The following is a 22,267-nucleotide window of genomic DNA, read 5'->3' on the forward strand; positions in this document are numbered from 1 at the left end:
AGGGTGTCAAGGGTTGGAAAGCCTCTGCACGCACGCCTGCGCACACGCCTGCGCGGCGACACGAAGTACCGAAGTACGTGCCGCCGCGCAGACGCGTTACACCCCATGAAGCGCTCCCCACAAGGGAGTTCAGGACCGCCGGGGACCCACGACCCCGTCGGCCCCCGGGCCTACCAGAGGTTGGTGAAGTTGACGACGGCGTTGGACTGGTCGATGGCCGTGAACCCGGAGCCGTTCACCTGGGCCGTGTTGTTCTGGTTCGAGGCACCGGAGCCGACCGCCTGCTGCTGCGAGGTGGACGAGTTGCCGTTGTTGTCACCACCCACGCCGCTGCCGATGATGCTCGCGGCGGCCGCGTTCGATCCGTCGTCCGCGAAGGCGCCGTTGTCCGCCGTCGCGACACCGCTGAAGAGAGCGGCGGCGAGGGGCAGAGCCGAAACGGCGGCTAGAACGCGGGCGGTACGGATGCTTGCCATGTCTGTTCCTCCAGAACATGTACGCCCCGGCTCCGTGCCGGACCGTACGAAGTACGTGTGAAGCAAGATGCGAAATACGTGAACTACCTCTACTCCCAAGGCAGTTGGCCACCCGCCCCGGTGTTGCATCGCCGCCGTGCACTGCGTCGCAAGATCAGGATTGCCCACCGAATCCCCGGCGAACCACCCCGGAACCGTTTATTCCCCCTGAAGCGTGATGACAAGTCGATAAACCCTCTTCACATCACAGAATCCGCAGGTCAGGGCAGTAGGGGTGAAGGAGCAACAATTCACGCCACCCAGCCACTGACGACACCCAAGGGACACAAGGGACGAAGCGTTCCCGCACATTTCCAGCCATTCCGCCGAACCGGTCACGGCGACCGGCCACCCTCTTCCCTTTCTCGAACACACGTACGAAAATAGAAGCATGGCCACCACCGACCGGCAGGCCACGACGCTGGCCCTCGCACACGCCCTGTCAGCCGCCGAACGCGGCCTGGCCGTCATCCCCCTGTCCCGGACGAAACTCCCGGCCCTGCGCTCCCCCCACCGCGACGACCCGGTCCCCGTCCCCTGCCACGGCGAGTGCGGAGCCGCGGGCCACGGCGTCTACGACGCCACGACCGACCCGTCCCGCATCCGCGAACTCTTCGCCGCCGCCCCCTGGGCCACCGGCTACGGCATCGCCTGCGGCCTGCCCCCGCACCACCTCATCGGCATCGACCTGGACACCAAGTCGGGTACGGACTCCTCGGCCGCCCTGCGCGAACTGGCCCTGCGCCACCTGTTCACGATCCCCGAGACAGTGGTCGTCCTCACCCCGTCCGGCGGCCGCCACCTCTGGCTCACGGGCCCCCCGGAGGCCGTTGTCCCCAACTCCGCCGGCCGCCTGGCCCCCGGCATCGACATCCGAGGAGCCGGCGGCTACCTCGTCGGCCCCGGTTCCCGCACCGACCACGGCGTCTACGGCACAGCCCCCGGCACCGCCCACCTCACCCCGGCCCTCTGCCCACCGTCCCTCCTACGCCTCCTCCTCCCCCCACCCCGCCCCCACCGCTCCACGCCCCCCTCATCCCCCGCATCGGGCGAACACGGCCAGGGCCTCGTCCAGTTCGTCCTCGCCGCCCACGAGGGCCAACGCAACACCCGCCTCTTCTGGGCAGCCTGCCGCGCCTACGAAAACGGCCTGGGGCCCGCCCTGGAGGCCCCGTTGATCGACGCGGCCGTCCAGACGGGGCTGACGGAACGGGAGGCGCGGGCGACTGTGGCTTCGGCGGGGCGGATGACGGGGTGGCGGGGGTGAGAGTCCGGGGCCGTCCGGGGAAGCCCCGCCCCCGCCCTAGGGTGTCCCCATGCCACTGGCCAGCCTCGTCCTCATCTCGGGCCGCTCCGTAGAACTGACCGCGCTGCACCTCTCATCGACGTACAGCGGCTTCTTGGAGGGGTACCCCTGCCGGCCGGTCAACGACATGAAGACCAAGGGCCTCCTGCACACCGCCGGACTGACTTTCCCCGCCTCACCGGTGCACTTGATCCGGCCACCCCTGGAACGCCCCGACACCGGCCCGCCCGTCGGCCCCTTCGGCCCGGTCGAGGTGCTACCCGCGGTGGCCTGTATCGGAGCGTTCTCGTCCACACCGGTCGCCTCGGACCATGACCCCCTGCTGTACCGCTCCGCTCTCACGGTGGTCTGGTTCCAGGCGACGGCGACCGTGCCATCCGGCGACGACGCGGACTCCGCCCTGCACGCCATCTCCTGGGAGGAACTGGCCCTGGATCACGAGCTGTAGGAACCCGCGTGTACTGGCGGAGCGGCCCGGACTCCGGAACCGCATGCCACAAGGCCGCCCTACTGAAAGGGCGCCGCGCCGGCGTCACTCATCCTCGGGCGTCTTGCGGCTCACCGGGATCACCGCGCGGGGCGCCGATGGAAGCCCCCTGGCCCACACATGGCCACACGCGCTGGCTCCAAGCCGGGACAGCTCCGAGCCAGCGTGAGGCAAGGTGAACACAGAAGGGGTGCCCCGAAACCGGGACACCCCTTCTGACCAGCACATCTATGACCTACGCGGAAGCGGTGAGATTCGAACTCACGGTGACATCGCTGCCACGACGGTTTTCAAGAGCGTCGCGGAATCAGGAACAAAACCCTGTCTGACCTGCGCAGGAGCGTCGTTCCGGCGCCGTTGGCGGGCCTCCGGCCCGCACATGGCCCACAGTCCCCGGCCGTGAGGCGAAACGTCAGCTATTGGCGTCGGCATGCGCCCGCCCCACCGCCGAGCAAAGAGTGCCTGCGGCGAGCAGCTCCCGGTACGGCTCACAGGTCACCATTGTGGCGGTGCCGCATTCCCGACGGCGATGTCACGTCAGACTTCCTCCGGCGAGGAACACCACATCTGCTGGGACGCGCGAGCATGCTCGTAGCTACGTTCTGGTCGTCGATGTCAAGGAAAGGGTCACAGAAGGGCACTGGAAGGAGGACCATGCTGTGTACGCAGGGCGCTCTCACGTGCTCGGTAGGGCCGAGAAGCTATGCGCTGGCACCGGTTGACGCAGGGGGTACTCCAGTGGTCCGACGTAAGCGTAGAGACAAGCAGCGGAAAGCGAGCACGGAGTTTCCGGCTCCTACCGAGGTCACTCTCGAAGCAGAGAAAACAATCCCACACGTACCCGTCCCTGCGGCATCGACAAAGTTGCCTAAAGGTGCCATCGGTCGAATCAAGATCGGTCAGTCATTCGCGGAATACGACTCGGCATTGAGCGACCTGAGTATTTATGTCCACACTCCGGCACTTTCCTCTGCGCAAGATCCAGAAAGCGGAAAAGTCTTCTTCGTTGGACGGCGGGGAACGGGCAAAACGGCGATTCGCAAATACTGCGACCAAAACGGTGGCCAGACTCGCGTCATCGTCCCCGAAATATTTAGCCCCTCTTCCACACTACAAGAAAAGGGATTGTTGGCTAACACTAGACAACGTCCATTTCGCTCACTGGTTTCAGCATTCCGTAGAGCCTTGCAGGTGGAAATTTTGTCCATGTGGCATCAACGCCACCCTGCCCACTTTGAGCTTCCGAGCGATATTGCTGGAGAGCTTGAGTCATTCGCAGAAATGGATTTCGATCTTCGATGTCTGCACTTTATCTCTCGCATCAGCGGTGCACTCGCTGATGGCGATGACGAGAAATGGCTCATAGAAAACAAGGTCGCTAAAAATATTGCGGAGAGCATGAAGGTTTTGGGATCAGGAGGGCTGGCGACTCACACGCTACTCATCGACAGCATCGATGACTATTGGGAGGGCAGCGACGAGGGCCTCATCTATCTCACCGCCTTCATGCACGCATGCCTTGAGACATCGACACAAATTCCATGGGCAAGAACTATTCTATTTGTACGAGAGAACATTTTTGAACGTGTCAGGGCTCGGGATATGGAATCTTCCCGACTCGAAACAGCCGTGGTCGGGATGGAATGGAATGACCGTCAGCTACTCGAAGTCGTAGAGCGCAGGCTTAATCGAGGACTCACGGCCAAATTCGGCCTAGGCGGTAGCACCTGGAACGCCTTCTTTGAAGACCCTGAGGACTCATGGGGGTCGGTCTTGGAATATTGCCAGAAAAGGCCGCGCGATATCCTCATCTATACGAGTAATGCAGTAGAGGCAGCCCAGAATAGCGGGCACGAAAAAATCACGATCGACGATGTTCGACAAGCCAGAAGGAGGTTCTCAGACAACCGATTCCGCGACCTCGGCGACGAGTATGCAGAAAACTATCCGAAAATTTCGCTCGTCCTCTCTCGGTTTTACGGGTTGGGCAATGCATATACCTTCGGAGGTATCGAGTCATTTATCCGCAAATTGCACAATGATGCCGAAGTAGTTCGCCTGTGCGGATCATGGCTGCACGATAATGCATCGCCAGAGAAGTTCATCCGCCTTCTATATAACATCGGGTTCGTGGGAATTAGAGCCAACGGTAAGCTGCCCAAGTTCCGAGCTCTGGGCCCACAGGACACCAGCCCTCCACCCGTATCTGATACTACAGATGTCGTGATTCACCGATGCTATTGGGATGCACTCGACCTGCAAGAATCCCTGGTAAGAGATCTGCCAGTAGACAAGGAATTCGGTCGCATCGGGATCATCGAGGATCTCCCGAATGGCTTTGATGAATCCGAATATGCGGATTCTATCGATCTTGTGATGTCATCCCTGAAGGAACTTCCACTCGGTCCCGAAGGAGCCACCGACTTTGAAGAGATCGTCGGCGATGTAATCAAACTTTGCTTTTTCAGAGCCCTGGGAAACGTAGAAGAAAAGAGCAGAAGTCAGGGCGGGAGGGTAATCCGAGATTGGATCGCCGCAAACAGGGCCCAGATTGGATTCTGGGAGTCAATTCGAGTTAAATACGGCGCGGTCCAAGTAATCTGGGAATGCAAGAACTACGATAACCTTTCGGCGGATGACTTCCATCAGCTCAGCTACTACATGAGCGACGTGGGAGGTCGATTTGTTGTCCTAGCCTTCCGAGGTGAGATGAAACCCGCTTACTTCGGCCACCTGGATCGCATCGTCACGAACAATAATGGGTTCGTCCTGCCTCTGAACGAAAAAGACCTGATGATTTTCTTGCGTCAGGCCAGGAATGGGAAAGTAAAAGAGGATCACATTCAGGAACGCTACGACAATATCGTCCGCAAATTGTCTTGACGGCCCTTGTCGCGCTGCTGGGAGGGAGGTCGCTTCCAATGGCTTCCCACGTCGGCTCGTCAAGGTGACGCGAAAGGATCCGAACCTGCGCCCACCTCTCGATCGGTCTGAGATCCTGGAGTCCGATCGAGAGGGGCCGCAGGCATGGAGTGGAAGACCCACGGTGAGCGACAGATCTACACCAACCAGTGGGTGAACCTGTGTCTGGTCGACGTCCAGCAGCCTGACGGAGCCCGGTGGGAGTACCACGTCGTTCGCCTCCGGCACCTGGCTGTGGCCGCCGTCGTCAACGACCGCCAGGAGGTGCTGATGATGTGGCGGCACCGCTTCATCACCGACTCCTGGGCCTGGGAGTTGCCCATGGGCCTGGTCGAGGAGGGTGAGTCCCCTGAAGAGGCGGCTGCGCGTGAAGTCCTGGAGGAGACGGGCTGGCGCCCCGGTCCCATCAAGCCGCTGATCTACGCCGAGCCGGCCAACGGGATCACCGACTCCCAGCATCACGTCTTCCGCGCGGACGGCGCGGCCTACGACGGCCCGCCAACCGAGAAGAACGAGTCCGACCGCATCGAGTGGATCCCCCTCAGCGAGGTGCGCGGGATGATCGACCGCCGGGAGATCGTGAGCAGCGGATCCCTCGTCGGCCTCCTGTACGTGCTCATGGACGAAGCGATCCGCTGACGCACCACTTTCTTGAGCGGCGGCGGTAAGGGCAACTACCGGAGTTTCCCCGACCCGTACCACTCCACACTCGGCGCGCGGCCTCGGTACCGTCTAAGGGTAGAAGCCTACGGATGGAGCACCGATGCTGGAGGAAGCCGAAGAGATCGGTCGTCGCGCACGCCGCGCACGGCTCCGCCTCGGCATGACGCAGGCCGACCTCGCCGCCGCTCTTGGCAAGACGCAAGGGTGGGTGTCCAAGATGGAACGCGGGCACATCGAACTCGACCGCGTCGGCCTGCTCAACCTGCTCGCCTCGGAGCTGCACGTACACCCCAACGACCTGATCGGGCGTCCTTACAACAGTTCCCCGGCCGAGAATCAGTGGCAGGTCGCTGCCGCAGCCATCACGCGCGAGATGCGCCGTTACGACCTGGCCCCCGTCTTCGACGGCACGCCCAGGCCAGCCCGTCAGCTCTGGCAGGAAACCACCCGTCTCCATCGCCTCCGCGATGCCGCCGCCAACGTGGCGATCCTGGAGGTGCTGCCTGACCTGCTCCGAGAGACGCGTGCCCTGGCCGAGATCGCCAACGGGCACGAGCGGGAAGAGGCTTTCGCGATATACGCGGTGTGCTGCAAGTTCGCTCACACTTCCGCGCATGCCCTCGGTCACCCGGAGCTGGTCGCCATGGCCTGCGAACGGGCCGCCTGGTCCGCGCGACAGTCCGCAGACCCCGTCCTGCCAGCTGTCGCCGACTGGATGCGCGTCTGGGACATGTGGGCTACCGCGGACTGGGACGACGCCATCGCCCTGTCGGACAAAGCCATCCGCAGTGTGCAGGAGGGATACGACCTGGGTGAGCCACTCGCCGTACGGGCGTGGGGTTCCCTGCAACTGCGCGCGGCCATCTCCGCCGCTCGGGGTGGTCACCGTGCAGAAGCTCGTGACCGAGTCGACTACGCGCGGACCGCAGCGGATCGAATGACGGAGTACGCCGGCCCTCCGGTGTACGACCGCCACAGCACAACTTTCTCGCCCGGCAACGTACAGATCCACGCAATCAGCGTCGCGCTGGAGATGCACGAACAGGGCAAGGCACTGTCGATAAACCGGCGCACAAGTCCGAACGTGATCGAATCGCTTCCCAACTCCCGCCGCGGCCATCACCACATGGATCTGGCGCGAGCCTGGCTGTGGGATGGGAATCGTGACAAGTCGCTGAAGGAGCTGGAGAAGGCCGAGCTCATCGCGCCCCAGCTCGTCCGCAACCACCCCATCGCTCGGTCAACCCTGCGCAGCATCGTGTACGCCGAGCGAGCGACCACCCGTGAGAAGCTGCGCCGCATGTCAGACCGCTTTCACCTCGACGGATAAGGGTCGTATTCCTGCGGTTCATATTGGGCCCAGCGCGTCTGCCTAGCTTCGGGGCATGGCCGATCGAACCTCGAAGCAACTCCCCTCGCGCAGCGCCGCGTTAGGCGCAGGCAGCCCCTTCCACCCCCGCCTTGGTGACCTCGCCGTTGATCTCGCCAAGGGGGGAACAATCGGGGTGGTCGTCGCGCTGCCCAGCGACAGTTCGGCGTCGTACCAACTGCGTCCGCCCGGCGGTGGCGCGGACTGGCGCGCACGATCCGACGGAACCACCCTCCGCGCCGTGCCGGTCCCGGTCACGCACGCCACGCCTATGCGGCGCGACGCCGTTTACGACCCTCGTGCGCAACAGGCCGGCCTGGCGGTAACCGTCCACTACGAGGATGGGGGCAGTTGCGAGTCACTGCTCGTTCTCACCCCCGCACAAGTCGAGCTGTTCCACACCCAGTTGGAACGCATGATCAAGGCGAGGGAATCGGCCCAGGATCGTAAGCGGTGAGCCCAGACGTGCTGATGCTCGCCCCACCGACCTCTGCACGTGCTCTCGTGCGCCCCCCGTCGCATTCCGCTGCGAAGCCACCGCCCACGACCTCAGTGGCTCCCGCGAAGTCCTGCTCGCCACCTACAGCGGCCGTTCCCCACGCCTCGCCGCCCGGTGGCTGCGGGCCTCCGCGTACCGTTTCGCCCGGCTGCTGTGCCCGGACCTCGGGGCCGTGGGCCTCCATGACGCACCGCACATCCTCGCCGGTCCTGAAATCCCGCGTCCCGATGCGGAGTTGCGCGCGTGGGCCGACAGCGATCGGGCGTACGAGCAAGCGCTCCGCGCCCTCGCCGTAGGCCACGTGATCGTGTTCACCGTGACGGACTACGACGCGCGGTACTCCCTCTGCGTGTACCCGCTGCCGAGTCGCCGCCGCGCCTCCCGCAGCATCCCGCCCTCGCCGGGGGTCCGCCTCACCCTCAGTCGGGGACGGGCCCCCACCGACGACCCCGCGAGCGTCGCCCGCCCCGATGACTCCCGCCCTCGCGTCTCTTCCGGTTCCCCCCGGCGCAGGGGCGGGTCCACCACGCAAGCGCAGCTCTACCGCTGAACTCACACCCGTCGCTCTGCGGCGCAGTCCTGCCCATCTACCGAGGGGAAGACGCGGTGACCACCTATCCCGTATCGCCGAACACCGTGCTGGCCAACGCGCTCACGCACGCCGAGGACCTACTCAGGCCACACATCGCCGACGCGGCTCCGGAGCGCATCGTGTTCGTGGTGGGAACGCAGATCAACGGAGCGCCGCACGTCGGGACATCCCTGGTTCAGTCGCTCACGTTCGCCACTGCGGCCCGCATCCGGGACAGGTTCGGCCTCCCGAACAAAGTCCAGTTCGGTGCCCTGGACAACGCCCCGTACGCCATCGTCACCGACAAGGAGACCGGGCACCGCTACCAGCGTGCCTATGTGCACGCCCTGGGCGAGGCATGCATCGCTGATCAGATCGACGAGTTGTACCGCCCACTGTTCACCGCTCTGTCCAAGCGCCTGAACGTGCCCTACTCCGTCGAGACCTACAGCCAGCAGCAGTCGGGCGAGCACTTCCGCCGTACCTGGCTGCGCATGCTGCCCCGCGTAGACGCCGCCCGCTGGTATCTGTCCCCGTCGTCGGGCATCCCACACGTTCGCGTTCCGTGTCCCCGGCCTGGCTGCGGGTGGGCCGAGAAGTACGCCGAGCGCACCCGCGTACGCGACGACGGCTTCGAGCGGGCAACCATCTCGGCCGCGTGTCTGCACCATGGCGAGTACGAGGTCGTCATCGAACCGACGAGCGGCGGGTACCTGGACCTCGCCACGCTCTACCGGAACCTCGTCAAGGAACTGGCCGTCACCGGAGCGGTCGGCACGCTACATGTCATGGTGAAGGGCTCCGACTGGATGCCCGGTTGCATGCTCGTCGACGGTGCCCTACAGGCCGTCGGTCTCACCCACGGACAGCTGACTGCGCGACTGTTCTGCCCCCAGGTGGTCACGGACACGGGCGCCAAGCTGTCCAAGTCCCTCATCAGGGAGGGCCGGGCGTCCTTGCCCGAAGGGGCGGCGCCCTGGATGCTCGACACCCGAGAATGGCCAGGGTCGTTGACTGAGTACGTCGACCGCCTACTCGCCCTGACCGAGGTGTTACTCGCCGACCCTCGCCACTTCTTCCGCTCGTACTCAGCCGGCGAACTCGGTCGGCTGATGAACACCGCAACACCAGTACCTAGGAGCGTTCCCGCCCCATGACGGAAACCGCCGCTGCTCGCGTCCGCGAGTTGCACCTCTACCGCCGGTACTTCGATCTCGTCGCCGCTCGTCGGAAGACGATCGAAGTGCGGGTGAAGTACCCCCACCTCGAAGACCTCACGCCCGGAGACGTGATCCGCTTCCGCATCAAAGGCACGGACGAGACATGTGACGTCCGAGTGAAGCGGGTGACCGAGTACGCGACGTTCGAGGAACTGCTCGATGGGGAGGGACCGGCGAAGATCAACCCTGCATCGAGCCGCAAGCAGCAACTCGCCAACATCCGCGAGATCTACCCAGCAGAGAAGGAAGCCCTCGGCACACTCGCCATCGAAATCGACCTGCTGCCCCAGTAAGCCAGCCGCACAGCCCCCGCTCCCCCGAGAGGGCCGTACGGCTTCCCAGGAGGGGCGCCCCGGTACCGGGGCGCCCCTCCTGGTCAGCTCACAGGCTGACCTGCTGCGGTGGGTGTGGGATTTGAACCCACGGTGACATCGCTGCCACGACGGTTTTCAAGACCGTTTCCTTAGGCCGCTCGGACAACCCACCTGTGCCGGGCGTGATCAGCGCGGCGCGGGACAAGAGTAACGGGTCCGGGCGGGCGGGGGTGGGTCAGCTGTCGCCCACGCGAGAGCCGAGGGTCAGTTCGGTGGTGTTTTCCTTGCCGTCGCGCTCGTAGGTGATCTGGACCTTGTCGCCGGGCTGGTGGGTCCAGATCTCGCCGATGAGGGTCGGGCCGCTGTCGATCACGTGGTCGTCGAGCTTGGTGATGACGTCGCCGGGCTTCAGACCCGCCGCGGCCGCCGGGCCGCCCGCCTCGACGGGTTCGGTGCTGTCCGTGGTCTTCTCGGTGATCTGCGCGCCGCCCGTGCCCTCGGTCAGGGAGACCGAGGCGCCGATCTTCGCGTAGACCGGCTTGCCGGTCTTGATCAGCTCCTGGGCGACGTACTTGGCCTGGTTGATCGGGATGGCGAAGCCCAGGCCGATCGAGCCGGACTGGCCGGTGCCGCCCAGGCCGCCGCTGCTGGAGGACTGGATGGCCGAGTTGATGCCGATGACGTTGCCCGACGCGTCCAGGAGCGGGCCGCCGGAGTTGCCGGGGTTGATCGACGCGTCCGTCTGGAGAGCGCTCATGTAGGACGCCTTGCTGGTGGCGCTGCCGTCGCTGGAGGCCACCGGGCGGTTCTTGGCGCTGATGATGCCCGTGGTCACCGTGTTGGAGAGGCCGAAGGGGGCGCCGATCGCGATCGTCGAGTCACCGACGGCCACCTTGTCGGAGTCGCCGAGGGTGAGCGGCTGGAGATCCGACGGGGCGTTCTTGAGCTTGATGACCGCGACGTCGTAGCCCTGCGCGTGGCCGACGACCTCGGCGTCGTACTTCTTGCCGTCGGGGAAGGTCGCCGTCAGCTTGCCGCCGTCGACCGCGTCCGCGACGACGTGGTTGTTGGTGACGATGTGGCCCTGGGTGTCGAAGACGAAGCCCGTGCCGGTGCCGCCCTCGCCGCCGGCGCTCTCGGCCTCGATGGTGACCGTGCTCGGCAGGGCCTTGGCGGTCACGCCCGCGACCGTGCCCGCGTCGCGCTTGAGGTCGCCGCCGCTCTGCTGCGCCGCGGAGACCGTCGTCGACGTGGTGGAGTCGTTGTCCTTGGCCAGCGTGTAGCCGAGGCCGCCGCCCAGGCCGCCGGCGACCAGCGCGGCCACCAGCACCGCGGCGAACAGTCCGCCGCGCCCGGACTTGGGCTTGGGCTGCTGGTCGTACGTGGCGCCCCAGGGCGCGCCGGTGTCAGCGCCGCCTCCGCCGTCCATGTACGACGGTGTGTTCGGCGGCTGCGGGGGTGGCCACGAGGCCGGGCCCGGGCCCTGGGCTCCCTCAGGCGCTCCTGCCGACGCGTACGCGGATGCCTGGCCCGCGTGCGCGAATTCCTGCTCCGGTGCGCTGGGCGGCACCGGCGGGAGCGGAGCCGTCGGGGCCTCGTGCGCGGTGGCCTGCGGGGAGGCGGCAGGAGTTTCCACCGGCACGGGAGGTGCGGACGGGGCGGGGGGTACCGCAGTGCCCTCGTTCTCGGTGCTCACAGCTCTTCTCCTCGGTCCACGGCTGGTCCTTCTCGATCGCACTAGGTCACGCCCGACACACGTACTCGTACCCGTTAGTACGGGTACACGGTCGTCCGTGACTCGGTGGTGCGTGTCCTTTTGTATGCCGTCAGCTTTTCCCACAGGGCGTCAGGGCACCATAAGCGGTGCCTGTGGGTCCACTGCCATCCTTTATATCGGACAAGTCGCACGAACGAGAGCGTCCGTTACGCGCCCTGGGCGCCTCCGGCGTCACGTCCGCTCTCCGACGGTGACACCATGACGCGGTGACCCACGCACGACAGCACCCGATCCAGGTCGTCGCCCACCGCGGAGCCTCCGAAGAGGCTCCGGAGCACACACTGGCCGCCTACAAGAAGGCCATCGAGGACGGCGCCGACGCCCTGGAGTGCGATGTACGGCTGACCGCGGACGGACATCTCGTCTGCGTCCACGACCGTCGCGTCAACCGTACGTCCAATGGTCGCGGCGCGGTCTCCGCGCTGGAGCTCGCCGACCTCGCCGCCCTGGACTTCGGCTCCTGGAAGAACCGCGACGAGGCCCCCGACTGGGAGCACCGTCCCGAGGACCGCGAGGACACCTCCGTACTCACCCTGGAGCGGCTGCTCGGGCTCGTCGCCGACGCCGGGCGGCGGGTGGAGCTGGCCATCGAGACCAAGCACCCCACCCGCTGGGCGGGCCAGGTGGAGGAGCGGCTGCTGTTCCTGCTCAAACGGTTCGGTCTGGACACCCCGGAGTCCCCGGACGAGTCGCAGGTACGGGTCATGAGCTTCTCGGCGCGCTCGCTGCACCGCGTGCGAGCCGCCTCGCCGACGCTGCCCACGGTCTATCTGAACCAGTTCCTCTCGCCCCGGCTGCGCGACGGACGGCTGCCCGTGGGGGTCCGGATCGCGGGCCCCTCGATCCGGATCGTGCGCAGTCACCCGGCGTACGTCGAGCGGCTGAAACGCGCCGGTCACCAGGTGCACGTCTGGACCGTGAACGAGCCCTCGGACGTCAGCCTCTGCGTCGATCTGGGCATCGACGCCATCATCACCAACCGCCCGGGCGCGGTCCTGCGGCAACTCGGCCGCTGACCTGGCGCACTTCCGCAACCGTGCAATCTCCCGAGCCGCGAGCCGTCTCTTACCCGACTCCGACCCCGGTTCGCGTCCAGGCTCTTGACCTGGCGGTCCTTGTGAGGAAACCTCCACCTTCGGCCATACCGTCGAAAACAGGCCACTCGGTTACAGGGAGTGCACCGGCGCGTTCGGTCCGTGTTCGATCATTGCGAGTGCGTCACTGAAGGTCGAGCGGCCGGTTTCCGGTACAGGCCAAAGGGGCATCCACACCGTGGCGTGGGGCAAAGGAGGTCTCGGGGGTGGCGTTTGTGGTGGCACAGGAGGTGCCCGCGTCGTCGAGCATGGCCGTTCCCCATGGTCCTGCGGGCGTGGGGAAAGCGAGACACCGGATGCGCGATCAGCTGCGCACGGGTGGCGTGGCGGAATCGGTCATCGACGACGCCGTATTGATCCTGTCCGAACTCTTGAGCAATGCGTGCAAGCACGGTCGGCCACTGGGCGAAGCCCTGGCCGGGGACGGCGACGTCCGGGCCGCGTGGCGCGTGGACTCCGGCGGCAGACTCACCGTCGAGGTGACGGACGGCGGCGGCCCGACCCGCCCGGTTCCGGCGACCCCTTCGGTCACGGCGCACGGCGGTCGCGGGCTGAACATCATCACGGCGCTGGCCAACGACTGGGGCGTCCGGGACGACACGCGCGGCGAGGTCACGGTGTGGGTCGTCGTCAACGACGACGTCCACGATCCGGATGCCGGCCACCGGCGTACGGACTTCGCGACCCGCATCACGGCGCGCTCGATGTCCGCGATACCCGACCTGGGCTTCGCAGACGCGTTCGACGACCTGGACTGACGGCAGATCGAAGGTCGGATCGACGACAGATCGACGGCGGTACGTGTCCACAGGTCCGGCCGCCGTCGTACGGTGCGTTGTCCACAGGGTCCCTTCGGCCGTCGTACGAGCGGCTAGGCTCGCGCCAGTACGAGACGAGCCGTAACCGGGAGACACCCACGATGGCGAAGAAGCGACCCCAGACCAAGGCCTCGCGGCCTCAGCTCGCCGCAGGAGAGATCCCGGTTGTGGGCGCCCGCGAGCCCTGCCCCTGCAACAGCGGCCGGCGCTACAAGGCCTGCCACGGCCGGGCCGCCGCGCACGCGGTGACCGAACTGGTGCACCGGCCCTTCGAGGGCCTGCCCGGCGAGGGCGACTGGGTCGCCCTGCGCGAGCTGGTCCCGGCCGCCACGGTGGAGCTGACCCTGAAGGCCGGCCTCCCCGAGGGCGTTCCCTCGGTCACACTCGCGACGGTCCTGCCGATGGCCTGGCCCGCCCTGCGCCGCGACGACGGCTCGGTGCTGCTCGGCCTCCAGAACGACACGGCGTCCGGCGACATCAGCCGCGACCTGGCCGACACCCTCCAGCGCGCGCTCGCCGCCGCGCCCGGGACTCCCGTCCAGGGCCGCCGCGCCCCGGCCGAGGGGCCGCGCCTGCAGGATCTGCTCGATCCCGAAGGCGTGTTCGAGCCAGTTGTGCACACGGGCTTCGAGTTCTGGGTTCCGGACGCGCAGAACGCGACGCCGGATGTCACCGCCTCCCTGGAGCGGGCCAACGACGCCGCCATCCCGACCGTGAAGCTGACGGGTGTCGACGCCGCGTACTGGTGCGAGACCCCGGAGAAGAACCACCTGCGCTGGGTGATGCCGCACGCCGAGGAGCACCTGCTCGACGCGCTCGCGCGGCTGCACGCGGCTGGGCAGTCCAGCCTGGGCGAGGGCACCCGTCTGGTGGGCTCCTTCCGTGCGCACGGGCTCACCGTCCCGGTCTGGGACCTGCCGACCGGCGTCACCGCGGAGGACATCGAGAAGCCGGCCGCCGAGTTCGCCGACCGCCTCGCCACCGCGCTGGCCTCGGACTCCCCGCTCACCCCCGAAGAGCGCCGGGCCCGCGGCGGCCTGACCAACCGGCAGGTCACGCTCAGCTGACACCCAGCGGACTTCGGAAGGCGGTGACTCCGGTCACAACTCCCTCTGAGAACCGGTGAATCGGTGTCCGAATAGCCGAGATCGAATTTGCTAACAGCCGATCTCTTGTTAGCGTTGGAGCAGCCCGGTTGCTGGTGCATCCCCCGTCGCCAGCAACCGGGTCTTTCTCTGCCCGGAGATCCGCACGACGTTCTGTACGGAACAGCGTCGTCCGTCAACTCCCGCCAGGCGCCCCGGAGTTGCTCCCCGAACGCAGCAGCAGCGGACCCTCTCCGACATCCCGCGCCTGCGCCCCGCCCCGTGCCGCCGCCGCGAACTCCGCGACCGCCGTGTAGGACCCCGGCCCGCCCGCCGTGCGCTCCCTGGGCGTCTCGCACACCCCCGGCTCGTCCTCCGCGCCCACGGCGCACCGGAGTTGCACCGTGCGGCCCCGAGGGCCCATGAGGCTGAGTACGGACGTGAGTTCGTGGCCGGTCGCGTTGCGGTAGTAGGTGCGCGCCCAGGTCTCCTCCCCCTGGGCCAGGACACAGGTCTGTGCCTCGATGCCGTCGGGAGAGGTGACTTCGGGACCGCAGCGGGCGGCCGTGGCGAGCCCCAGGCCCAGCTGTGTCGGGGAGTCGGTGGGTTCGGCGGCTTCGCCCGCCTTGCCGTCCCCAGGAGCCCCGGAAGGGACCTCCTGAGAACCTTCGTCCGGCAGCAGGGAAAGGAGGGCGTCGCGGTCCGCGTCGCCCACGGGACCCGCGGACGCGACGGCCAGCGGCAGCACGACCGTGAGCGCCACGACGCCCGAGAGAGCGAGCAGACGGAGGTTCATGGTGGTGAACATAACGACCGGGGAGGGGCGCCCGGTTCCCCGCGCGCCCGACACCCCTACAACTCGGGCGCGCTCACACCCGTACGAGTGAGGGCCTCGACCACGGCGTCCACCACGGCCTCGACATCGGGTACCCAGGGCGAGGCCGAGCCGGGCAGCGGTGCGCGCTCCCAGCGGATCTGACCCTGGCCGGTCTCGGACGGGGGCAGCGCGATGTAGCCGCCCTCGCTGTGGAAGCGGAGGGAGCCGGGCACGAAGTCCTTCGCGTACAGCAGCTCGCCCAGCTGTTCCATCGTGTACGGCTTCACGAGCAGCGACCAGCGGGTGGGCGCCGCGACGACCGGGCCGAGCCGCATGCCCATGCGGTCGAGTGCGCCGAGAGCACGGGCCGCGGCCGGGGCCGGCAGGCTGACCGCGCACGGGGCCGCGCCGCCGGTGGCGAGGATGATCGGGGCCGTCGGCCGGTTCGTCCACCACCAGCGGACCATGCGCTCGTCGGTGGTGGCCGCGAGCAGACCGGGGTCGAACGGATGAGCACCCGGGACCGTGCACTCCGGGTCGGGGCAGCCGCAACGGGCGCGCCCCTCTGGATCCGGTGCCACGCCCGGGAGTACGGGCCACTGCCATGCGGCCGCGAACGTCAGGGCCGCGCCGAGCACCTCAGGCTTCCCGCCGTTACGCCGGGACAGGAGCCTGCGTCGCCTTCCGAGCCTTCCGAGGATCTCGCGCATGAGCGCTCGTTCCTTTCCGTTGCACGCCTGGCAACACCGTGGGCCACTCACACCATGTGTCGATCACTTCGCTGTGCGTACCTGTTGGCGCATCACACCCCTGCCGCAGACAAAGGGCGGCCCGCTGGCGGGCCGAGCATCAAGCGTTGGCTGCGTCCGCGTCCACACTGATCTTCATCAAAAGCATGGGCATGGCGTGGGGTGGCGGAGTCTGGCGTTTGCTGTCCCGCGTAGTTCTCTCCGCCTCCACCACGGGAGGATGGGGCACGGTCGTCGATGGTTAAGACGCCCGGGTCCGACGCCAGGTTCCGGGCGGTTGTACAACCACCCCTGGCCTTCACCGAGTACGTACCCATCAAGACCGCTGTGACGCTCCGTCGAACCAGGCCAGTCGACCGCAATAACCCGCTACCCGAGTCAGTTTTAGGCCAACTTTGCTTTTTCGCAAGGGGACCCGGTGAACTCACGGACACCAGGAATCCCGGCAGGACAATGCTGGACATCCCCTCACGAGTGCGTGTACATGTGGAGACACTGCTAGCGGCGCAGAATCACATGGGGGTTTGCGATGCTATTGAGCAATAAGCGCCGGTCGGAAAGCCGGACGCCATGAACGCCCCTCACCTCCCGAAAGTGGCTGGAATCGATGCAACGGTTCCCTCGCCCGCACACACTGTCGCGCCCGCGCCCGTGGTCCCGGACACCTCTGCGGACACAACCGCGCTGACCTGCCAGAACGGCCCCGGTGCCCTCCTTCAGGACCGGCTCGCCGGGTGGGTGTCCGACCTCACAACGCTGCACGAACTCACCGAACGGCTGGTGCGCACGGCGACACTCACCGACGCACTCCAGGAACTGCTGCGCGCCGGAGCCGCCCTCGTGGGTGCCCGGCGCGGTCTCGTCGTCCTGGAACCCGGTGACGGACTCGGCCCCGACACCACCCTTGGCCTGGGACTTGCCCGCGCGGACCTCGGTCACATGGAGACGATCCCGCGCGGCGCGATGCCGTACGGACCGCTCCTCGACACGGCCGCCGGGCTGCCCGGCGGCGAGAGCGAAATCACACACCCGGATCTCCTCGCGGAGGACGGTCTCGACCCCCGCCACCGTGAGGTGGCCGCCCGTCTCGGCTACGCGGCGAGCTACGCGCTCCCCCTCTCCACCGAGGCCGCGGGCCGCCTGGGCGCGGCCGTCTGGCTGTACGACGAGCCCGCGGAGCCCGTCGAACGGCAGCGCCATCTCGTCGGCCTGTACGCGCGGTACGCGACCGAGCACCTGGCGCGGCTGGTCGAGGTGGAGCGCACGCGCGCGTGCCTGACGACGATCGCCGAGGAACTGCTGCCCGCCCGGCTGCCCCGGGTGGCCGGCGTCCAGCTCGCCGCCCGGCACCGCACCGGTCCGCGCGGCGGTGGCGACTGGTACGACGCGCTGCCGCTCCCCGACGCGGCCCTCGGCCTGGCCGTGGGCGCGGTGACCGGCTCGGGGCCCAGCGCGATCGCCGCGATGGGCCGGCTGCGGGCCTCCCTGCGCGCGTACGCCGTGATGGAGGGCGAGGACCCGGTGGCTGTCCTCTCCGACCTGGAGCTGCTCCTGAGGCTCACCGAACCCGCCCGCTGCGCCACCGCCCTGTTCGCGTACTGCGAGCCCGCGCTGCGCAAGGTCACGCTGGCCGGCGCCGGGCACTGCCCGCCCCTGGTGATCGGCGAGCGGCGCACGGAGTTCGTGGAGACCACCGTGTCGGCGCCGCTCGGGATGCTGGCCTGCTGGGAGGCGCCCAGCGTGGAGTTCCTGACCGAGCCCGGGGAGACGGTTCTGCTCTACACCGACGGGCTGCTGCACCGTACCGGCGACCCCGTGGACCGGGCCTTCTCGCGGCTGCACGCGGCGGCGGTGAGCGTGCCCAAGGGGCTGCGGGACGATCCCGGCGCGGTCGCGGACCACGTCCTGCGGAGCATGCTGCCGGACGAGGTGGACGCGTCGGACGGCCAGGAGGACGTCGTACTGCTGGCGGCTCGGTTCGAGTGAGCGGCCGGTCGCCTTTTATGGCTCCGGGCCCTGTCTTGTACGACCGTACGATGGACGGGGTCCAGTGCCGTATCTAGGAGGATGACCGTGGCGGACGAGCTCAATCCGGCGATCCCGGAAACTGAGACCGAGCCTGAAGAACCGATCAAGCAGCGGAAGAACGGTCTGTACCCGGGCGTGTCCGACGAACTGGCCGAGAGCATGAAGTCCGGCTGGGCGGACACCGAGCTGCACGGGCTCGAACCCATCGCGCAGGCCGGGCACACCGCTGCCCGCCGCGCCGCGCTCTCCGCGCGTTTCCCGGGCGAGCGCCTGGTGATCCCCGCGGGCAACCTGAAGACGCGTTCGAACGACACGGAGTACCCCTTCCGCGCCTCGGTCGAGTACGCCTACCTGACCGGCAACCAGACAGAGGACGGCGTCCTCGTCCTGGAGCCGGTCGCCGACGGCCACAGGGCGACGATCTATCTCCTGCCGCGCTCCGACCGTGAGAACGGTGAGTTCTGGCTCTCGGGACAGGGTGAGCTGTGGGTCGGCCGCCGGCACTCCCTCACCGAGGCCGAACAGGTGTACGGCATTCCGGCCTCGGACGTGCGGGAGCTGGCCGGCGCGCTGACGGAGTCCACCGGCCCGGTGCGGGTCGTACGCGGGTTCGACGCCGGTATCGAGGCCGCGCTGACCGACAAGGTCACCGCCGAGCGCGACGAGGAGCTGCGGGTCTTCCTGTCCGAGGCCCGGCTGGTCAAGGACGAGTTCGAGATCGGTGAGCTGCAGAAGGCCGTCGACTCGACGGTGCGCGGTTTCGAGGACGTGGTGAAGGTCCTCGACAAGGCCGAGGCCACGAGCGAGCGGTACATCGAGGGGACGTTCTTCCTGCGCGCGCGCGTGGAGGGCAACGACATCGGCTACGGCTCCATCTGCGCGGCCGGTCCGCACGCCTGCACGCTGCACTGGGTGCGCAACGACGGGGCCGTGCGCTCCGGTGAGCTGCTGCTGCTGGACGCGGGCGTCGAGACGCACACGTACTACACGGCCGACGTGACACGGACGCTGCCGATCAACGGCACGTACACCGACATCCAGAAGAAGATCTACGACGCGGTGTACGACGCCCAGGAGGCCGGTATCGCGGCGGTACGGCCCGGGGGCAAGTACCGGGACTTCCACGATGCGGCGCAGCATGTGCTGGCCGAGCGGATCGTGGAGTGGGGGCTTGTCGAGGGGCCTGTGGAGCGGGTGCTGGAGCTGGGGTTGCAGCGGCGGTGGACGCTGCACGGGACGGGGCACATGCTCGGCATGGATGTTCATGACTGTGCTGCGGCGCGCGTGGAGTCGTATGTCGACGGGACGTTGGAGCCTGGGATGGTGCTGACCGTTGAGCCCGGGCTGTATTTCCAGGCTGATGATCTGACTGTGCCTGTGGAGTATCGGGGTATCGGGGTGCGGATCGAGGACGACATTCTGGTGACTGAGTCCGGGAACCGGAATCTGTCGGGTGGGCTGCCTCGGCGTTCTGACGAGGTCGAGGCTTGGATGGCGCGACTCAAGGGTTGAGTTTTGTCTGCGGGTGGTTCGTGGCTGATCGCGCAGTTCCCCGCGCCCTATAGGGGCGCCGCGTTGACCGGCAACGAGTCCAGGAACAGGGTCCCCGCGAGGAGGCCCGCGCTGCCGCGGGGGCTCCAGGCGCGGGTGTGGAGGTCGTCGTCGAAGGCGGCCAGGGCTGTGGCTCCCGCCTTCGTGGACGTGCCGCCCGCTTCCAGTACTTCGCGGGCGCCCGCCTGGACGTGCCGTAGGCCGTGCGGGCCCGCCGTGTAGAGCAACTCGGTGTCCTGGAGCGTCGACATGACGGTCAGGAGGGCGTCGAGGCGGGCCTCGGCCTCCGGTGCGCCGTTCGAGCGGGCGGTGGCCAGGGCGTCCAACGCCCGCCGTACGTGCGGGAATCCGGCCCTCGCCTCGCCGCGGGCGCCGGCCGCACCGTACTTGGCCGACACCGAGGAACCCCGGGAGGGGCGGCGCGGGGCGCGCTTGTCGGGGTGGGAGGCGATGCGTTTGGCCGCTGCGGCGACGTCGAGTGCCTTGGCCCCGGGGTTCAGGGCGGCTGCCGCGACCAGCAGGCCGAGCGCCCACAGGGCACCCCGGTGGCCTCCGCCCGCGAGTGCCACCGAGTGCTCGGTGGACCGGCCGATCGCGCCGAGTTCCGTACGGAGCGCGGGGGTCGGTTCGCCGGTGCGGCGGGCCGCGGCGGCCATCGCCGCGAGGCCCGGCGCGAGCGCCTTCGCCGACCAGCGCAGGGCAAGTTGGTCCTTGCGCGTGGCGCGGGCGTCGAGATCGCGCGGGTCGGGCAGGCCCGGCTTGGGAGCCAGGGCCAGCTGCCCGGTCAGCGCGTCCACGGCGGCCAGCGCCAGAGCCTCGTCCTCACGGCTGCTCATGGCCGTACCTTACGAGGACGCCGAGGCGGCGGGGGAGGCGCTGTCGGACGGGGCATCCGTCGGAGGCTCGCCGCTCGGAGGCGTACCGCCACCGCCCGCGCCGGTGTTCTCGGCGTCCGGATCGATGCCCAGGGTGATGAAGCCCTTGTAGCCCTTGGAGACGTCCTTCTTGTGGACCGGCTGCAGAGTGAGGAGACCGCTGGAGGCGCCGCCGCCGTCGTACACCATGTCGTTGTCGAGGGTGGTGTAGCTGCCGGAGTGCTGGGAGTAGGGCTCCAGGGCGAAGATCGCCTCGGCCGCGTCGTCGGGGAAGAACAGCTGGCCGGTGTAGTTGACCGTGCCGCCCTCGTAGGTGCCGTCCTCCTTCTGGCCGCCGGTGTGGACCTTGAGGTGGATGTGGCAGGTGCGCGGGGTGTACCAGCCGGGGAAGATCGTCTCGAACTTGACGACCCCGTTGGCGTTGGCGATCTGGTAGCCGCGCAGATAGGTGTTGTCGTCGGCGGTGGAGCCGTCCTCGCTCTCGGCGGGAGCCGAGCCGCCGGGGTTGGCGGTGGTGTAGCCGGAGTAGTAGCCCCAGGCGTCGCAGTGCCAGATCTCCACGGCCGCGCCGGCGACCGGGGCGCAGGATTCGGTGGTGTCCTGGACGGTGATGCGCAGTGTCAGTGGGACGCCGGATTTGCCCTCGGTGATGTCTTTTCTCACCAGCGCGTTGTCGAGGTAGTACGGCCCCTCCGTGACGCTGGACATGAGGACGCAGGTGCCGCTGCTCTCACTTGCGCTGTCGGACGCGGTGGCCGTGGCCGTGGTCGTCGCCTCGTCGGCGAAGGCCGACTGGTAGCCCGCGACCGCGAGTCCGCCGGCGGCGAGCGTGCCTCCGGTCACCGCGAGAGCGCGGCGCCGGGTGATCGTTGTGTCCTTGTGGTTTCCCGTCATGAACGGGACGGTAGAAGCGCGGGCTCTCAAGAACTTGGGCGGGAGCTGTGTGCGGGCTGAGGATGCTGAAAAAGCTAAAACGGCACCTTTGACAGGCGCACGGGGGTGCGACCGTGACGCGCGTGCGTGAACTTGCGCGCGGGTACTGCCGTTTCAAACCCCCCACCGCGGTAACGATTCGATAACATACCCTCACGTTCACAACCGGTCGGGTATTGCTTGAATCCCTAAAAAATGACTCCGACGCCGAAAAACCCACGACAAACACTCTCTCGGGACCGGGGATTCGAAGCCCATATGGTCATATGCGCAACCCCCTTAGCCAGAAGCGGAGTTGGGCGACCGTCACACGGCGAGCCGCATGGATGGTTTCATGGCTGCCCGAAGGCCCGGCATCCGGGCCGCCATCAGCCATGAGCGTGTTCGCCACCCGGGACGCTCCAGGTATCGTAATGTCCTTTTTGTCCGGACTTACGGAAGATCGAGGTTCGCCCATGAACGCGCCCACCACCGCCTCGACCGAAGAGCCGGGGAAGCAGTCGGCCGCCGGACCCGAGCGGGTCCCCCTGGTGCGGCTCGCCGCCCGCGCGGACGGTCTCGGTTCCGGTGCCCTCACCCGTGTCGTGTCGCACGGCGACCCGGGCCGCGGGCCCGGTCGTGTGTCGGTCGCGGCATTCCAGTCGGCGCTCTGATCCGCCGCCGCCGGGCAGGCA

Annotated in this window: 21 protein-coding genes and 1 tRNA gene; 15 read left to right on the top strand and 7 right to left on the bottom strand. The window is 67.6% G+C overall.

The features are described 5' to 3' along the window. Nucleotides 1-170: 170 nt before the first annotated feature. Nucleotides 171-476, bottom strand: a complete 306-nt coding sequence (locus tag ACH4TV_RS15280) for a hypothetical protein (protein ID WP_398398096.1) — start codon at nucleotides 474-476, stop codon at nucleotides 171-173. A gap of 430 nt (nucleotides 477-906) precedes the next feature. Here ACH4TV_RS15280 and ACH4TV_RS15285 point away from each other — a divergent pair, with 430 nt between their 5' ends. The 9 genes from ACH4TV_RS15285 to ACH4TV_RS15325 all read left to right on the top strand — a co-directional run bounded on the left by ACH4TV_RS15285 (nucleotide 907) and on the right by ACH4TV_RS15325 (nucleotide 9,845). Further along, complete coding sequence (locus ACH4TV_RS15285) at nucleotides 907-1,782, top strand: bifunctional DNA primase/polymerase (RefSeq protein ID WP_398398098.1); 876 nt, start codon at nucleotides 907-909, stop codon at nucleotides 1,780-1,782. A 49-nt stretch (nucleotides 1,783-1,831) separates the two neighbouring features. Then, a complete protein-coding gene (locus ACH4TV_RS15290) occupies nucleotides 1,832-2,269 on the top strand; it encodes a hypothetical protein (RefSeq protein WP_398398100.1) in 438 nt (145 codons plus the stop codon). Between the two features lie 693 nt (nucleotides 2,270-2,962). After that, nucleotides 2,963-5,191, top strand: a complete 2,229-nt coding sequence (locus ACH4TV_RS15295) for a P-loop ATPase, Sll1717 family (protein WP_398398102.1) — start codon at nucleotides 2,963-2,965, stop codon at nucleotides 5,189-5,191. A 144-nt stretch (nucleotides 5,192-5,335) separates the two neighbouring features. Beyond that, complete coding sequence (locus tag ACH4TV_RS15300) at nucleotides 5,336-5,869, top strand: NUDIX hydrolase (RefSeq protein ID WP_398398104.1); 534 nt, start codon at nucleotides 5,336-5,338, stop codon at nucleotides 5,867-5,869. 124 nt (nucleotides 5,870-5,993) lie between these two features. Beyond that, the gene (locus ACH4TV_RS15305; protein ID WP_398398106.1) at nucleotides 5,994-7,223 is read left to right on the top strand and encodes a helix-turn-helix domain-containing protein; all 1,230 of its coding nucleotides are present in this window, start codon (nucleotides 5,994-5,996) and stop codon (nucleotides 7,221-7,223) included. A gap of 55 nt (nucleotides 7,224-7,278) precedes the next feature. Further along, the gene (locus tag ACH4TV_RS15310; protein ID WP_398398108.1) at nucleotides 7,279-7,719 is read left to right on the top strand and encodes a hypothetical protein; all 441 of its coding nucleotides are present in this window, start codon (nucleotides 7,279-7,281) and stop codon (nucleotides 7,717-7,719) included. Between the two features lie 214 nt (nucleotides 7,720-7,933). Continuing rightward, nucleotides 7,934-8,311 (top strand): hypothetical protein, encoded by a 378-nt coding sequence (locus tag ACH4TV_RS15315; RefSeq protein WP_398398109.1) that lies wholly within the window; start codon nucleotides 7,934-7,936, stop codon nucleotides 8,309-8,311. Between the two features lie 56 nt (nucleotides 8,312-8,367). Beyond that, nucleotides 8,368-9,489, top strand: coding sequence for a hypothetical protein (locus tag ACH4TV_RS15320; protein ID WP_398398111.1), 1,122 nt, complete (start codon nucleotides 8,368-8,370; stop codon nucleotides 9,487-9,489). Continuing rightward, on the top strand, nucleotides 9,486-9,845 hold the full coding sequence (locus tag ACH4TV_RS15325) for an ASCH domain-containing protein (protein ID WP_398398113.1): 360 nt from the start codon (nucleotides 9,486-9,488) through the stop codon (nucleotides 9,843-9,845). Before ACH4TV_RS15320 ends, ACH4TV_RS15325 begins: the two co-directional genes overlap by 4 nt. 106 nt (nucleotides 9,846-9,951) lie before the next feature. On the opposite strand, the gene ACH4TV_RS15330 is transcribed toward ACH4TV_RS15325, so the two are convergent. Then, nucleotides 9,952-10,038: transfer RNA gene (locus ACH4TV_RS15330), tRNA-Ser, on the bottom strand. A 63-nt stretch (nucleotides 10,039-10,101) separates the two neighbouring features. Then, nucleotides 10,102-11,562 carry a S1C family serine protease gene (locus ACH4TV_RS15335; RefSeq protein WP_398398115.1) on the bottom strand — a complete coding sequence of 487 codons (1,461 nt, stop codon included), beginning with the start codon at nucleotides 11,560-11,562 and terminating at the stop codon, nucleotides 10,102-10,104. A 287-nt stretch (nucleotides 11,563-11,849) separates the two neighbouring features. Between ACH4TV_RS15335 and ACH4TV_RS15340 the strand changes: the two genes are divergently transcribed. From ACH4TV_RS15340 to ACH4TV_RS15350, 3 genes are all read left to right on the top strand, one after another. Then, nucleotides 11,850-12,659: a glycerophosphodiester phosphodiesterase gene (locus tag ACH4TV_RS15340; RefSeq protein WP_398398117.1), complete on the top strand. Its 810-nt coding sequence runs from the start codon at nucleotides 11,850-11,852 to the stop codon at nucleotides 12,657-12,659. Nucleotides 12,660-12,943: 284 nt separating this feature from the next. Then, nucleotides 12,944-13,495: an ATP-binding protein gene (locus ACH4TV_RS15345; RefSeq protein WP_398398119.1), complete on the top strand. Its 552-nt coding sequence runs from the start codon at nucleotides 12,944-12,946 to the stop codon at nucleotides 13,493-13,495. A 161-nt stretch (nucleotides 13,496-13,656) separates the two neighbouring features. Then, entirely contained in the window at nucleotides 13,657-14,622 is a 966-nt protein-coding gene (locus ACH4TV_RS15350; protein ID WP_398398121.1) for a DUF5926 family protein, read from the top strand. 214 nt (nucleotides 14,623-14,836) lie between these two features. Here the strand turns inward: ACH4TV_RS15350 and ACH4TV_RS15355 are convergent, their stop codons facing one another. Next, complete coding sequence (locus ACH4TV_RS15355; RefSeq protein ID WP_398398123.1) at nucleotides 14,837-15,436, bottom strand: hypothetical protein; 600 nt, start codon at nucleotides 15,434-15,436, stop codon at nucleotides 14,837-14,839. Between the two features lie 56 nt (nucleotides 15,437-15,492). After that, on the bottom strand, nucleotides 15,493-16,167 hold the full coding sequence (locus ACH4TV_RS15360; RefSeq protein ID WP_398398126.1) for a bifunctional DNA primase/polymerase: 675 nt from the start codon (nucleotides 16,165-16,167) through the stop codon (nucleotides 15,493-15,495). A gap of 609 nt (nucleotides 16,168-16,776) precedes the next feature. Here ACH4TV_RS15360 and ACH4TV_RS15365 point away from each other — a divergent pair. Both ACH4TV_RS15365 and ACH4TV_RS15370 read left to right on the top strand, forming a co-directional pair. Next, nucleotides 16,777-18,192 carry a PP2C family protein-serine/threonine phosphatase gene (locus ACH4TV_RS15365; protein WP_398398128.1) on the top strand — a complete coding sequence of 472 codons (1,416 nt, stop codon included), beginning with the start codon at nucleotides 16,777-16,779 and terminating at the stop codon, nucleotides 18,190-18,192. An 87-nt stretch (nucleotides 18,193-18,279) separates the two neighbouring features. Then, complete coding sequence (locus tag ACH4TV_RS15370) at nucleotides 18,280-19,746, top strand: aminopeptidase P family protein (protein ID WP_398398130.1); 1,467 nt, start codon at nucleotides 18,280-18,282, stop codon at nucleotides 19,744-19,746. 47 nt (nucleotides 19,747-19,793) lie between these two features. Here the strand turns inward: ACH4TV_RS15370 and ACH4TV_RS15375 are convergent, their stop codons facing one another. Together ACH4TV_RS15375 and ACH4TV_RS15380 are read right to left on the bottom strand one after the other, a co-directional pair. Then, a complete protein-coding gene (locus tag ACH4TV_RS15375) occupies nucleotides 19,794-20,621 on the bottom strand; it encodes a triphosphoribosyl-dephospho-CoA synthase (RefSeq protein ID WP_398398132.1) in 828 nt (275 codons plus the stop codon). 9 nt (nucleotides 20,622-20,630) lie between these two features. Next, entirely contained in the window at nucleotides 20,631-21,554 is a 924-nt protein-coding gene (locus ACH4TV_RS15380; RefSeq protein WP_398398134.1) for an intradiol ring-cleavage dioxygenase, read from the bottom strand. 494 nt (nucleotides 21,555-22,048) lie between these two features. On the opposite strand from ACH4TV_RS15380, the gene ACH4TV_RS15385 reads away from it, so the two are divergent. Then, nucleotides 22,049-22,246 (top strand): FXSXX-COOH protein, encoded by a 198-nt coding sequence (locus ACH4TV_RS15385; protein WP_398398135.1) that lies wholly within the window; start codon nucleotides 22,049-22,051, stop codon nucleotides 22,244-22,246. The last annotated feature ends 21 nt before the right edge of the window (nucleotides 22,247-22,267 follow it).

Origin of the sequence: Streptomyces sp. NPDC020898, from assembly GCF_044333925.1 — a bacterium.
GTDB lineage: Bacteria > Actinomycetota > Actinomycetes > Streptomycetales > Streptomycetaceae > Streptomyces.